A 13306-nucleotide genomic window follows, 5' to 3' on the forward strand; every position below is an offset into this window, starting at 1 on the left:
CTGGACGGCGCGGGCGCGGAGGTGACCGCATGACCACGGCCACCACCACGGCACCGGCCGCCCCGGCCCCCGTGACCTCCCCGCCCGCCGCCTCCTGGGCGGCCGTGGCCGCCCTCGCCCGCTTCGAGACGCGCCGGCTCCTCACGCGCGTGCCGGTGCTCGTCGCCCTCGCGGTGTACGTGGCGTGGACCGTGTGGCGCACCCGCGTCTCGTTCGACGGCTTCCCCGAGCTCCAGGACGCCGACCGCGCCACCCAGGGCGGGCCGCTGCTGGTCGGCCTCGCGGTGCTGCTCAGCGCCAACCAGGCCGTGCTGCGCTCCCGGCGCCACGACACCGACCGGCACCTCTCCGTGCTGGTGGTCCCGCGCTGGGGGCGCACGGTCGCGCACCTGCTGTCCGTCGGGGCGGCGGCCCTCCTCGTGGCGGTGTGCGTGGGCGGGCAGTTCACGTGGGAGGCGCTGAAGCCGGGCGCGGTCGGGCACGGCTCGCCGGCCGAGCTCCTCGTCGGTCCGCTGTCCGTGCTGCTCCTCGGCGGGTTCGGGGTGCTGCTGGCCCGGCTGGTCACCGCGCCCTTCGCGGCGCCGCTGCTCATCGCCGTCCTGCTCTTCCTCGCCACCTTCCTCACCGGCTTCACCGGGGACGGCTGGGCGCGGTGGCTGATGCCGTCCGTCGGCACGTACAGCAGCGTCACCCTGCCCTCCGACCTGATCGGCCGCCCCGCCGCCTGGCACGCCCTCTACCTGGGCGGATTCGCGCTGACCCTGATGGCCGCGGCGGTGCTGCTGTCCGGCGGCGCCCGGCTGCGGACCGCGCAGGCCACGGTCGCCGCGGCGGTGGCGCTGACCCTCGTCGGCGTGGTGGGCCAGTCCCGGGACGTGCCGGAGGACATCACCGAGGCGCGCGTACGGGCCTCGGTCACCCCGGAGCAGCTCCACACCTGCGTCGAACGGGACGCCACGACGTACTGCGCCTTTCCCGAGTGGGCGCCGCGCACCGACGACTGGGCCCGGGCCGTCGACGACGTGCGCGCCCTGGCCGGGGGCGACGCGCAGGACCGCCCGCTGGCGGTGCGGCAGCGCGTCGAGGCGCGCTACGGCCTGGACACCGACACGATCCTCGCCCCGCTCACCCGCCCCGGCGAGGTGACCGTCGGGACGACCTGGGGCGGCAACCGGGTGCCCGAGTTCACGATCGCGGTGGCCGGCGTGCTGGTCACCGGCTCCGAGGCCTCGATGGGCGAGCTGTGCGACGGCCGCATGGTCACCGTGATGTGGCTGGCCCTCGCCGCCCGGCCCGACCCGGTCGCCGACCTGCGCCGGGTGCGCATCGACGACAGCGACACCGGCTCGGCGGTCGTCGTCCAGCAGACGGAGCCGCTCCGCATGACCTCCGCCCACACCGAACTGCTGCGCGAACTGCTGGAGATGCCGCGCGAGAAGGCCGCGGCGAAGGTGAAGGCCGGCTGGGCCGAGCTGACCGCCCCGAAGGTGACGACCGACCGTGTGGCGCGGGTGCTGGGCCTGGAGAAGCCGGAAGGGGAGAACGAGTGCCGGTGACCGGAGTTCGAGCGCCCGGGGACACCCCGGTGCGCGGGGCCCGGCGGGGCGTCCTCGCCGTCCAGCTGATACGCCCCGTCGCCCGTGCCGTGCCCTGGCGGGCGCTCCTCACGGGTGGGACGCTCGGCCTGCTGGCCGCCGCGCTGCCCAGGCTGGCCGGCGGCGAGGTCACCCCGTGGGCCGGGGTGACCGCCCTGCGGGCCGCCGCCCTGTGCGGTGCGCTGGGCGCCGCGTTCCTGCTGGACGACCCGGCCCGGCGGACCACCGCCGCCGTGCCCGTCCGCCGCGCCCTGCGGCACGCGCTCAGGTACGCGCTGCTGCTGCCGCTCGCCGCCGCGTGGTGGACGGCCGCCCTGCTGCTGGTCCCCGAGGAGGCGCGGCCCCCGGCCGGGGACGTCACCGTGGAGGCGGCGACGGTCCTCGCCCTCGCCCTGGTCGGCGCGTCCTTCGCGGTGCGCCGCCGGGACGCCGCCCGGCCGGGTCAGGCCGCCGGCGCGTCCCTGCTGGTGGCCGCGGTCCTCGCGCCGCTGCTGAGCCCGGATCAGTGGGCGTTGTTCACCGCGCCCGACGACCCGCGCTGGGCGGACGCCCACGGCCGCTGGACGCTGCTGCTGGCGGCTGCGCTCATGGCGGTCGCGGTGTGCTGCGCCGAACCGGTCCGCCGGCGCACGCTCCGGACGCTCAGGTCTCCGTCCGGTACATCAGGTCCGTCTCGTGGGTGACGAAGCCCAGCCGCTCGTAGACCGATACCGCCGCCTTGTTGTCGGCGTCGACGTACAGCATCGCGGTGGGCAGGCCCCGGTCCGCGAGGTGCCGCAGGCCGATGGTCGTCAGCGCCTTGCCGAGCCCGCCGCCCTGGGCGCCGGGGGCGACCCCGAGGACGTACACCTCGCCGAGGCCCTCGTCCGCGTGCACCTTCGTCCAGTGGAAGCCGGTCAGCCGCCCGTCGCGCTCCGCGAGGAAGAAGCCCTCCGGGTCGAACCACGGCTCGGCCTTGCGGTCGTCGAGGTCCCGCTGGGTGAGGGAGCCCTGCTCGGGGTGGTGGGCGAACGCGGCGGCGTTCAGCGCGAGCCAGGCCGCGTCGTCCCGGCCCGGCTCGAAGGTGCGCACGGTCACGCCCTCCGGCAGCACCGGGTCGGCCAGGTCGAGCCCCGACAACGGGCGGCGCATCTGCCGCAGTTCGCGGAACAGCGTCAGGCCGAGCACCTGGGCCAGGTGCCGGGCGGCGGAGTGCCCGCCGTGCGCCCACACCCGCAGCCGCTTGCCCGATGCGGCGAGCAGCGCCGTGCCGAGCGCCCGCCCGTGCCCCTGCCCCCGGTAGGAGGGGTGCACCACCAGCTCCGCGGCGGGCGGCTCCACCGGGTCGGTGTCCTCCAACTGGGCGTACCCGACGAGGTCCTCGTCGACGGTCAGCAGCAGGTGCGAGACGCCCTCCCGCTCCCCGCCGCGCAGTTGCAGCCGGCCCTGCTCGGACACGGCCTGCTGGCCGTCGGCGCGCGCCGCCTCGTCGAGCAGCGCGAGAACCGCGTCGACCTGCGCCTGGTCGAGCACGGTGTACGTCTGGAGCGAACGGGGGCGGCCGGGCCGGGAGAACGCGTCGCTGGTCATGCGTACGAGGGTACGAGGGCGAGGGGACGGCGCGGCGCGGGGGCGGCGGCGTGGCGCGCAGGCCCGCGCCGGGGGCGGCGGGAAAAGATAAACCAGGTCGTAACCCGGAAGCCCCTGTCGCGCTACGCGCGTTGACCCTAGGCTGCGCCGGTACCCACTCGCACCGACAGGGGGGCGTATGCCAGCCACATCCCCGGCGCACCCGCGCCGCAGACGCCGTACGAACCGTCTCCTCGTGACCGCCGCCGGTGTCCTCACCGTCGGCGCCCTGGCCGCCGCGGCCCTGCCCGGGTCGGCGAGCGCGGGCGAGCAGGGCGGCAAGGGCCAGGGCCAGGGCCACGGCCACCAGCACGGCCGCTACCAGGACGTGCAGCTGCTGTCCTTCAACGACCTGCACGGCAACCTGGAGCCGCCCACCGGTTCCTCCGGCCGGGTCACCGAGCTCCAGCCGGACGGCACGACGAAGACGATCGACGCGGGCGGCGCCGAGTACCTGGCGACGCATCTGCGCCAGGCCCGCAAGGGCAACGCGTACTCCATCACCGCGGCCGGCGGCGACATGGTCGGCGCGTCCCCGCTGATCTCGGGCCTGTTCCACGACGAGCCCACCATCGAGGCGCTCAACAAGCTCGACCTGGACGTCACCTCCGTCGGCAACCACGAGTTCGACGAGGGCGCCAAGGAGCTGGCCCGCCTCCAGAACGGCGGCTGCCACCCGACGGACGGCTGCTACACCGACAAGACGTTCCAGGGCGCCGACTTCCCGTACCTGTCGGCCAACGTCCTGAACGAGAAGACCGAGAAGCCCCTTCTCAAGCCCTACTGGGTGTGGAAGAAGAAGGACGTCAAGGTCGGCTTCATCGGCGTCACCCTCGAGGGCACCCCGAACATCGTGTCCGCCGAGGGCGTCAAGGGCCTCGTCTTCAAGGACGAGGTCGAGACGATCAACAAGTACGCCAAGGAGCTGCGCCGCAAGGGCGTGAAGTCCATCGTGGCGCTGATCCACGAGGGCGGCTTCCCGGCCTCGCCGAACTACAACTACGACTGCGACGCCCCGGGCGCCGGCGACGGCATCTCCGGCCCCATCGCGGACATCGCGAAGAACGTCTCGCCCGAGGTGGACGCGCTGGTCACCGGCCACACCCATAACGCGTACGTCTGCACCATCCCCGACCCGGCGGGCAACCCCCGCATGGTCACCTCCGCCGCCTCGTTCGGCCGGCTCTACACCGACACCACGCTGACGTACGACCGCCGGACCGGCGACATCGCCCGTACGGCCGTGAAGTCCGCGAACCACGTGGTGTCCCGGGACGTCCCCAAGGCGCCCGACATGACCCGCCTGATCGACAAGTGGAACACCCTCGCCGCCCCGATCGGCAACCGCGCGATCGGCTACATCTCCGGTGACATCGTCAAGGACGGCACCGAGTCCCCGCTGGGCGACCTCATCGCCGACGCGCAGCTGGCGTACGCCCGCACGCTCGACCCGGAGACCGACCTCGCGCTGATGAACCCGGGCGGCGTCCGCGCCTCCCTCACCTACGCGGCGAGCGGCGCCGAGGGCGACGGCGTGGTGACCTTCGCGGAGGCGTTCACGGTCCAGCCGTTCGCCAACACGGTCAACCTGCAGACCTTCACCGGCGAGCAGCTGATCCAGGCGCTCAAGGAGCAGGTCAGCGGCTCCAACGAGGCGGCCCCGAAGATCCTTCAGGTGTCCGACGGCCTCACCTACACGCTGGACCTGACGAAGTCCGGCGCCGACCGCGTCGTCACGGACTCCATCCGCCTGAACGGTGAGGCGATCGACCCGTCGGCGAGCTACCGCGTCGCGACGAACAGCTTCCTCGCGGGCGGCGGCGACGGCTTCACCACGCTCGGCCAGGGCGCCGACGACCTGGTCGGCGACGACGATCTGAAGGCGCTGGAGCAGTACCTGACCGCCAACTCCTCGGCCGGCTCCCCGTTGGCCCCGCCGGCGGCGGACCGCATCACGATCGTGCGGTAACCCCGTAGAACGGACAGGGCCGGCGCACACCACACGGCGGGCGCCGGCCCTTTTCGTGTCCTAGCCCTCGGCGTCCCACACCACTGCCTGAGCGACGATCACCCGCTCCCCGTCGAAGGTCACGGCCGGCCCCTCGTGCAGCCGGTACCCCAGCGCCAGCGCCTCGCTGACCCGCCGGCAGAAGGCGGAGTCGTCGGGCCCGGTCAGGACGCGGTAGACGGGCAGCCCGTCCGGTGGATTCGCCATGCGGCCCAGCGTGTCACGCGGCGCCGGGGACCCCCGGGGGAGGGGTCGGGGCGCCCGGGAGGCGGATGGCGGCGGTGGTGCCGCCGCCCTCGGCCGGGGTGAGCGCGACCGTGCCGCCCGCCTGCTGCACCGTGCGCGCCACGATGGACAGCCCGAGTCCGGAGCCGGGCAGGGCGCGGGCGCCGGGGGAACGCCAGAAGCGGTCGAAGACGTGCGGGAGTTCGTCGGCCGCGATGCCGGGGCCGTGGTCCCGGACGGTGAGCACGCCGTCGGCGAGCCGGACCTCGACCGTGCCGCCCGGCGGGCTGAACTTCACCGCGTTGTCCAGCACGTTGACCACCGCCCGCTCCAGCGCCGCCGGTTCGGCCCGCACGTACCAGGGACGCAGATCGGCCGTGACCGTCAGCTCCGGGCCGCGCAGCCGGGCCCGGCGCAGGGCCGCCTCCACCACGTCCTGCCAGGCGACGATCTCCACCCGGCCCGCCTGTTGGCCCGGGTCCGGGCGGGACAGCTCCTGGAGGTCCCCGATCAGCGCGGCCAGCTCCGTCATCTGCGCCTTCACCGAGTCGAGCAGCGCCTTGCGGTCGGCGGGAGGCAGCGGCCGCCCGGTGTCCTCGCTGCGGGTCAGCAGCTCGATGTTGGTGCGCAGCGAGGTGAGTGGGGTGCGCAGCTCGTGCCCGGCGTCCGCGATGAGCTGCTGCTGGAGGTCGCGGGAGCTGGCGAGCGCGGACGTCATGGAGTTGAAGGAGCGCGACAGACGCGCGATCTCGTCCTCCGCCTCCTCCTCCACGGGGATGCGGACGCCCAGGTCCTCCGTGCGGGCGACGTGTTCGACGGCCTCGGTGAGCTTGTCGACCGGGCGCAGTCCGGTCCGCGCCACGGCGAGCCCCGCGGCGGCCGAGCCGAGCACCCCGACGCCGGACACCAGCAGCAGGATCAGCGCCAGGTCGTTCAGCGTGGACCGGGTGCCCTTCAGCGGGACCGCCACGATCACGGCCGCGTGGGTGCTGGTCAGCGTGGACGGGTCGTTGATGACCAGCGGCAGGGTCAGCGCCCGGACGTCGCCGCCGTCCTGGTCGGTGCCGTCCCGGAAGATGCCGCTGGACCCGCTGCCCGCGTTCTCGATCACCCTGCGGTCCGACGCGGTGACCTTCACGCTCCCCACCGAGCTGGGGAACAGGCAGACCGTGCCGTCCTCCTTGACCACCTGCGAGTACGTGTACTGGAAACCGCCCGCGCCGTTGTCGCGGGGGGTGTCCGTGCAGTCGGTGAGGGCGCTGCGGATCTCGTCCACCCGCTGCGGGCCCTGGAGCACGGTCGCCTTCTTCAGATCCTCGTCGACCTGCTCGTACAGCTTGCCCTGCACGATGAACCAGCAGGTCACCGACACCGCGGCCACTGCGAACGCGACCGCCGCGGCCACCAGCAGGGACAGCCGCGCCCGGATCGGCAGGGCGCGGAAACGGCGCACCGGTCCGGTCACTCCGCGCCGCCCTGCCGCAGCACGTACCCCACCCCCCGCACCGTGTGCACCAGGCGCGGCTCGCCGCCCGCCTCGGTCTTGCGGCGCAGGTACATCACGTACACGTCCAGCGAGTTGGACGACGGCTCGAAGTCGAAGCCCCAGACCGCCTTCAGGATCTGCTCCCGGGTCAGCACCTGGCGCGGGTGCGCCATGAACATCTCCAGCAGGGTGAACTCGGTGCGCGTCAGCTCCACCGGGCGTCCGGCGCGGGTCACCTCCCGCGTGGCCAGGTTCATGGTCAGGTCGGCGAAGGTGAGCACGTCGTCGGTCTCCGCGGAGGCGGCCACCGCCGCCGCGTACGAGCTGCGCCGCAGCAGCGCCCGGATCCGCGCGAACAGCTCGTCCAGCTCGAACGGCTTCACCAGGTAGTCGTCCGCCCCCGCGTCCAGCCCCGTCACCCGGTCGCCCACGGTGTCCCGGGCCGTCAGCATCAGGATCGGCGTGGTGTCGCCGGTGGCGCGGATACGGCGGGCGGCGGTCAGGCCGTCCATGCGGGGCATCTGGATGTCGAGCACCAGGAGGTCGGGATGGCGGGCCGCCGTCTTCTCCAGGGCGTCCACGCCGTCGACGGCCTCCTCGGTGTCGTATCCCTCGAATGCCAGGCTGCGCCGGAGTGCTTCGCGCACCGCCGGCTCGTCGTCGACGATCAGGATGCGCTGCGGGGCACGGTCGCCGTCTGCGGGGCTCATCGGGTGGCGGGTCCTTCGTCTGCGCGCCGCGCGTCGGGCGCGGCGGGGGAGGGGAGAGGCTGAGGGATCGGTCGGAGCTGTCAGAGCTGTCGGGGCGGGTCGGGCTGTCGGGGCTGTCGGATCCTCAGCGTCGCATGTTTCCCGGTTCGCGCGTCAGCTGCCCGCACCGGCCCGCAGCTCCGGCAGGTCCGCCTTGAGCGTGTTCACCGGGATCGCGAAGCCCAGTCCCACGCTGCCCGCCGTGGACGACTCGGCGCCGCTCGGCGCGTACATCGCGGAGTTGATGCCGATGATGTTGCCGTTCATGTCGATCAGCGCGCCCCCGGAGTTGCCCGGGTTCAGCGAGGCGTCGGTCTGGATGGCCTTGTACGTGGTCGTGGAGCCGCCGGTGTCGCCGTTGAACTCCTGCCCCTCGAACTCGAACGGCCAGCCGCCGCCGCGCTGCCACTGCTGCTGCCCCTGGCTCTCGTCCGTGGACACCGTGACGTCCCGGTCGAGCGCGGAGACGATGCCGCTGGTCACCGTGCCGGTGAGACCCTCGGGCGAGCCGATCGCGACGACCTGGTCGCCGACCTGCACGCCGTCCGAGTCGCCGAGGGTGGCCGCCTTGAGACCGGAGGCGTCCTCCAGCTTGATCAGCGCCAGGTCCTTGGCGGGGTCGGTCCCGACGACCTGGGCGCTGTAGCTCTTGCCGTCGCTCGTGCGCACCTGGATCTGCGAGGCGCCGGCCACCACGTGGTTGTTGGTGACGACCTCGCCGTCGTCGGTGACGATCACCCCGGACCCGGTGGCCGAACCGGACGACGAGGCGGCCTTGATCTCCACGATGCTGGGGCTGACCGCCTTGGCGACCCCGGCGACTGTGCCCTTGAGGGAGGCCGGCACCACGTCGGTGTCCGCGGTGGAGGACGCGGTGACCCCGGTGGCGGAGCCGCCGGTCAGCTCCTGCACCCCGTAGGCGGTGGTGCCGCCGACCGCGGCGGCGACGATCGCCACGGCGACGAGCAGCTTGGCGGGGCCACGGCTGCGCCGGTGCGCGGGAGTCGCGGGGGCCGCGAAGGCCGCGGGGGCCGCGGCGGCCGGGGGAGTCGCGGGGCCGCCCGCGGGCTGCTGCGGTGCGTGGGGCGGCGGGGGCGGCCACTCGGGGTTCACCGGGGACGGACCGTACTCGGGGACGCCACTCGGGCGGGAGTTCTCGCTCATGCTTCAGAGCGTCCCGCCGGAGGATGAGAGCTTCGTGAGGGAGGGCTGAGAAGCCCGGCAGAAGTGTGTATGCCCGATATAAGGACGCGGGGCTGTCAGCCGGCGCCACGGGCAGGCGTCCCGCGGGCCCCGCCCCTAGGAACAGCCGCAGGACTGGCGGAGGACCAGCCGGGACGGGAAGACCTTCAACCGCTCCCGGCGGGATCCGGCGACGCGGAGGCCGTCGTCCAGAACCAGGTCGACCGCCGCGCGGGCCATCGCCGAACGGTCGGAGGCGACCGTGGTCAGCGGCGGGTCGGCGAGCGCCGCCTCCTTGATGTCGTCGAACCCGGCGACCGCCAGCTCACCCGGCACGTCGATGCGCAGCTCACGCGCGGCGCGCAGCACACCGATGGCCTGGTCGTCGGTGGAGCAGAAGATCGCGGGCGGCCGGCGCGGCCCCGACAGGATCTCCAGCGCGACCCGGTAGGCGTCGTAGCGGTTGTACGGGGCCTCGAAGAGACGCCCCTGAGTGGCTATCCCGGCCTCGTCCATCGCGCGCCGCCAGCCCTCGACGTGGTCGGAGACCGGGTCGCCGACGGAGGGCGTCTCCGCCGTGCCGCCGACACAGGCCACGTACTCGTAGCCGTGCTCGAGCAGATGGCGCACGGCGAGCTGCGCGCCGCCGAGGTCGTCGGTGACGACGGCGACGTCGTCGATCGCCTCCGGCCGCTCGTGCAGCAGCACCAGCCGGGCGTCCCACGCCTCGATCTCCGCCGCCGCCAGGTCGTTCAGCGCGTGGCTGACCAGGATCAGGCCGGAGACCCGCATGCCGAGAAAGGCGCGCAGATAGTGGACCTCGCGCTCGGCGATGTAGTCGGAGTTCCCGACCAGGACCATTTTCCCGCGCTCGGACGCGGCCTGTTCCACCGCGTGCGCCATCTCGCCGAAGAACGGCTGACGGGCGTCCGGCACGATCAGACCTATGAGATCCGTGCGCCGGGACGCCATCGCCTGGGCGACGCGGTCGGGCCGGTACCCCAGCTCCTTGATCGCTGCGAGCACCCGCTCGCGCGTGGCCGGGGCGACCGGCCGGGGTCCGTTGTTGATGACATAGCTGACGACCGCGGTCGACGTCCCCGCCAGTCGCGCCACATCATCCCTGGTTACCTTGGCCACGCGCGGAGTCTACGCGGATATATCCCCTCCGGGCAGGGCGTGCATGAGGTTGTCCGGAGGTTGTGGACAGCGGAGAAGGGCAGAGGAGGGAGCAGAGAAGGGGCGGAGGAGCGGAAGAACGGCTCGTCTGCGCGAACGCCCCGCTCATGCGTGCGACCCTCAGGCCTTCGCCCGAGCACCGCCGGCGTCCCGTGCGGCCGTCTCGTCCGCTTCCGTCGCCTTTTGCCGGGCGCCCTTCGCCTTGGCCTCCTCGGCCGCGCGCTCCACCTTCTCCGGCGTAACGAATCGATAACCCACGTTCCGTACGGTGCCGATCAGCGACTCGTGCTCCGGGCCGAGCTTGGCGCGCAGACGGCGTACGTGCACGTCGACCGTGCGGGTGCCGCCGAAGTAGTCGTAGCCCCAGACCTCCTGGAGCAGCTGGGCGCGGGTGAACACCCGGCCGGGGTGCTGCGCGAGGTACTTCAGCAGCTCGAACTCCTTGAAGGTCAGGTCCAGGACCCGGCCCTTCAGCTTCGCGGAGTACGTCGCCTCGTCCACGGAGAGGTCGCCGTTGCGGATCTCCATCGGGGAGTCGTCGTTGACGATCTGCTGACGGCCCATGGCGAGACGCAGACGCGCTTCCACCTCGGCCGGGCCGGCGGTGTCCAGGAGGACGTCGTCGATGCCCCAGTCCGCGGTGACCGCGGCGAGGCCGCCCTCGGTCACGACCAGGACGAGGGGGCAGCCGGGGCCCGTGGAGCGCAGCAGCTGGCACAGGCTGCGGACCTGCGGAAGATCACGGCGGCCGTCGATGAGGATGACGTCGGCGCCGGGGGTGTCCACCAGCGCGGGGCCCTCCGCGGGCGCGACCCGGACGTTGTGCAGGAGCAGACCGAGGGCGGGGAGCACCTCCGTCGACGGCTGGAGCGCGTTGGTCAGGAGAAGGAGAGAGCTCATCGGGTCGCCTCACCTGCCGGGGTCGTGGCCGCCGGGGTCGTGGCCGCCCGGTCCACGGCCGTCCGGAACACGGCCGTCCTGCGTTCGTGCACGGTTCGCTCGCCCATAACGTCTGGTTCCTCCTCGGTCCCTGCGAGGACGTTGTGGCATTGCTGCTGCGTGCGTTCGACGGCCTGTACACCGGCGGTTTCCCGCGTTCGTATACAACACTTCCGAAAGCACAAAAGGACCCGGGGGCTTCGCTGCCCGAGTCCTCTTCGCAGCAGAATAGCCGACATGGGCACCGATGGGGCAGGTCATGTGGCGCGATCCACCATGCGTCCATATTCCGAGACACGGAATGTGACACGGGGCGGGGCGCCGATACGGACGTTCTTGCACACGGCGGACGGTGTGGCGATCGATTCCGTATACGAACCGGGGAGCGTTGTATACGACTCCGGCCCGGAGAACGGCGCGGGTGAATTCCAAGATGATTCCCAAGGCGTCGAAGGGCTCGTTCTCGTGGTCGCGCACGGGTTCACCGGGGACGTCGACCGGCCCCACGTGCGGCGCGTCGCGCGGGCCTTCGCGCGGTACGGCGCCGTCGTCACCTTCTCCTTCCGCGGACACGGGCGGTCCGGCGGGCGGTCCACCGTGGGCGACCGTGAGGTGCTCGACCTGGCGGCGGCCGTGGCGTGGGCGCGGGAGCTGGGGCACACGCGGGTCGTCACCGTGGGGTTCTCCATGGGCGGCTCGGTGGTGCTGCGGCATGCGGCGCTGGAGGCGGGCTCGGTGGACGCCGTCGTCTCCGTGAGCGCGCCGGCGCGGTGGTTCTACCGGGGGACCGCGCCCATGCGGCGGCTGCACTGGCTGGTGACGCGGCCCTCCGGACGGCTGGTCGGGCGCTACGGCCTGCGCACGCGTATCCACCACCGCCAGTGGGACCCCGTACCGCTGTCCCCCGTCGAGGCCGTGCCGCGGATCGCGCCGACGCCGCTGCTGGTCGTGCACGGCGACCAGGACGCGTACTTCCCGCTCGACCACCCGCGGATGCTCGCGGACGCGGCCGGCGAGCACGGGGAGCTGTGGGTCGAGCACGGCATGGGGCACGCCGAGAACGCGGCGCCCGAGCCGCTGTTGGGGCGGATCGGGGACTGGGCGGTCGCACGGGCGGGCTAGCCTGAGCGTGTTCATCGGTGTGCGTCGGTGTCCACCGCGTTCACCCTGTTCACCGGCAACCGATCGAGGAATCAGCAGATGGCAAAGGTCACGGTGCGGTACTGGGCCGCCGCCAAGGCCGCGGCGGGGGTGGCCGAGGAGCCGTACGACGCGGGCACGCTCGCCGACGCGCTCGCCGCCGTGCGCGAGCGGCATCCCGGCGAGCTCACTCGCGTGCTGCTGAGGTGCTCGTTCCTCGTCGACGGTGATCCCGTGGGTAAGCGCGCGCATGAGACGGTACGGCTGGCCGACGGCGGCACGGTCGAGGTGCTTCCGCCGTTCGCAGGAGGGTGAGGGATGACGAACCAGCCGTATGGGGGCTACGGGGCGCAGGAACCGTATGCGCCGTACCAGCAGCCGCAGCCGCAGCCGCAGGCGCAGGCGTGGCCCGCGCAGGGGCAGGGGCCCGGGCAGGGGTACGACGATCCGTTCGCGGATCAGCACACGCAGCAGTGGCAGGGGCAGACGTGGGAGACGCAGATGCAGCCGCCGGTCGCGCCGGTGACCGCGGCTGAGGAGACGTCGTATCTGCCGCCGCAGGGGGTTGCGGGGCCTGCTCCCGTGGCTGGGGCGGAGCCGGAGCCCGGGTACGGGCCGGCCACGCTCGGCGGGAACGCCCGGGTGACCGACGCGCAGCGCGCCCGGGCCGAGGGGCGGTCGCCGATCATCGAGCCCGGGTTGCAGCCGGCGGTGCTGACGGCGGTGCTGGGTCTGCTGCTGGCGGGCGGGGCCGCGCTGGGGACGTACGCGCTGCTCGTGCCGCTGGTGGTGTTGCAGGGCGTGACCGCGGCGGGGTGGTTCCGGCTCAACGGGATGTGGCCGGCGCGGCAGGGCATCGCGCTCGGGTTCCTGGGGGCGCTGGTCGCGGACGCGGCGATGCTGGTCGCGGACCGGTCGCCGGGGGTGATCCTGGGGACGCTGGGGGTGTGGGTGCTGCTGTCGCTGATGCTGCAGCTGCGGTCGCACGCGGATCCCGACGAGCGGATGTACGGCCTGATGGCGACGGTGGTCGCGGCGGCGCTGGCGATCGCGGCGGGCGGATACCTGGCGGCGGACGCGGACGCGGTGGTCGTGGGGGCGGTCGCTGTGGCGGCGGCGATGGTCGCGCGGGCGCTGCCGTTGCCGACGGCGGTGTCGGTGGTGGTGGCGCTGGCGGTGGCCGGCGGGGCCGGGT

Annotated in this window: 13 protein-coding genes; 6 read left to right on the forward strand and 7 right to left on the reverse strand. The window is 73.4% G+C overall.

What is annotated here, in order from left to right; translation table 11 throughout:
• Positions 1–29: 29 nt before the first annotated feature.
• Together CCN29_RS30365 and CCN29_RS30370 are read left to right on the forward strand one after the other, a co-directional pair.
• Positions 30–1556 (forward strand): hypothetical protein, encoded by a 1527-nt coding sequence (locus CCN29_RS30365; protein WP_031064160.1) that lies wholly within the window; start codon positions 30–32, stop codon positions 1554–1556.
• A complete protein-coding gene (locus CCN29_RS30370; RefSeq protein WP_307784531.1) occupies positions 1553–2278 on the forward strand; it encodes an ABC transporter in 726 nt (241 codons plus the stop codon). Before CCN29_RS30365 ends, CCN29_RS30370 begins: the two co-directional genes overlap by 4 nt.
• Here the strand turns inward: CCN29_RS30370 and mshD are convergent.
• Positions 2238–3164, reverse strand: coding sequence for a mycothiol synthase (mshD, locus tag CCN29_RS30375; RefSeq protein ID WP_006133977.1), 927 nt, complete (start codon positions 3162–3164; stop codon positions 2238–2240). The genes CCN29_RS30370 and mshD overlap by 41 nt on opposite strands.
• Before the next feature lie 178 nt (positions 3165–3342).
• Between mshD and CCN29_RS30380 the strand changes: the two genes are divergently transcribed.
• On the forward strand, positions 3343–5172 hold the full coding sequence (locus CCN29_RS30380) for a bifunctional metallophosphatase/5'-nucleotidase (protein ID WP_086685735.1): 1830 nt from the start codon (positions 3343–3345) through the stop codon (positions 5170–5172).
• A gap of 60 nt (positions 5173–5232) precedes the next feature.
• Here the strand turns inward: CCN29_RS30380 and CCN29_RS30385 are convergent, their stop codons facing one another.
• The 6 genes from CCN29_RS30385 to CCN29_RS30410 form a co-directional block, all read right to left on the reverse strand.
• Positions 5233–5418: a DUF1737 domain-containing protein gene (locus CCN29_RS30385; RefSeq protein WP_031023659.1), complete on the reverse strand. Its 186-nt coding sequence runs from the start codon at positions 5416–5418 to the stop codon at positions 5233–5235.
• A gap of 13 nt (positions 5419–5431) precedes the next feature.
• A complete protein-coding gene (locus tag CCN29_RS30390; RefSeq protein WP_086685737.1) occupies positions 5432–6901 on the reverse strand; it encodes a HAMP domain-containing sensor histidine kinase in 1470 nt (489 codons plus the stop codon).
• Positions 6898–7632, reverse strand: coding sequence for a response regulator transcription factor (locus tag CCN29_RS30395; RefSeq protein WP_006133973.1), 735 nt, complete (start codon positions 7630–7632; stop codon positions 6898–6900). Before CCN29_RS30395 ends, CCN29_RS30390 begins: the two co-directional genes overlap by 4 nt.
• Positions 7633–7785: 153 nt before the next feature.
• Positions 7786–8835, reverse strand: coding sequence for a S1C family serine protease (locus CCN29_RS30400; protein WP_086685739.1), 1050 nt, complete (start codon positions 8833–8835; stop codon positions 7786–7788).
• A 135-nt stretch (positions 8836–8970) separates the two neighbouring features.
• Positions 8971–9993 carry a LacI family DNA-binding transcriptional regulator gene (locus CCN29_RS30405; RefSeq protein WP_006133971.1) on the reverse strand — a complete coding sequence of 341 codons (1023 nt, stop codon included), beginning with the start codon at positions 9991–9993 and terminating at the stop codon, positions 8971–8973.
• A gap of 159 nt (positions 9994–10152) precedes the next feature.
• Positions 10153–10932 (reverse strand): response regulator transcription factor, encoded by a 780-nt coding sequence (locus CCN29_RS30410; protein WP_086685741.1) that lies wholly within the window; start codon positions 10930–10932, stop codon positions 10153–10155.
• A gap of 276 nt (positions 10933–11208) precedes the next feature.
• Between CCN29_RS30410 and CCN29_RS30415 the strand changes: the two genes are divergently transcribed.
• The 3 genes from CCN29_RS30415 to CCN29_RS30425 all read left to right on the forward strand — a co-directional run.
• Positions 11209–12093, forward strand: coding sequence for an alpha/beta hydrolase (locus CCN29_RS30415; RefSeq protein WP_199814986.1), 885 nt, complete (start codon positions 11209–11211; stop codon positions 12091–12093).
• Between the two features lie 78 nt (positions 12094–12171).
• A complete protein-coding gene (locus CCN29_RS30420; RefSeq protein ID WP_006133968.1) occupies positions 12172–12426 on the forward strand; it encodes a MoaD/ThiS family protein in 255 nt (84 codons plus the stop codon).
• A 3-nt stretch (positions 12427–12429) separates the two neighbouring features.
• The coding region (locus tag CCN29_RS30425) for a hypothetical protein (RefSeq protein ID WP_086685745.1) at positions 12430–13306 on the forward strand (877 nt) is incomplete at its 3' end.

Origin of the sequence: Streptomyces pseudogriseolus (assembly GCA_002154585.1) — a bacterium.
In the GTDB taxonomy this organism is placed as follows: domain Bacteria; phylum Actinomycetota; class Actinomycetes; order Streptomycetales; family Streptomycetaceae; genus Streptomyces; species Streptomyces pseudogriseolus.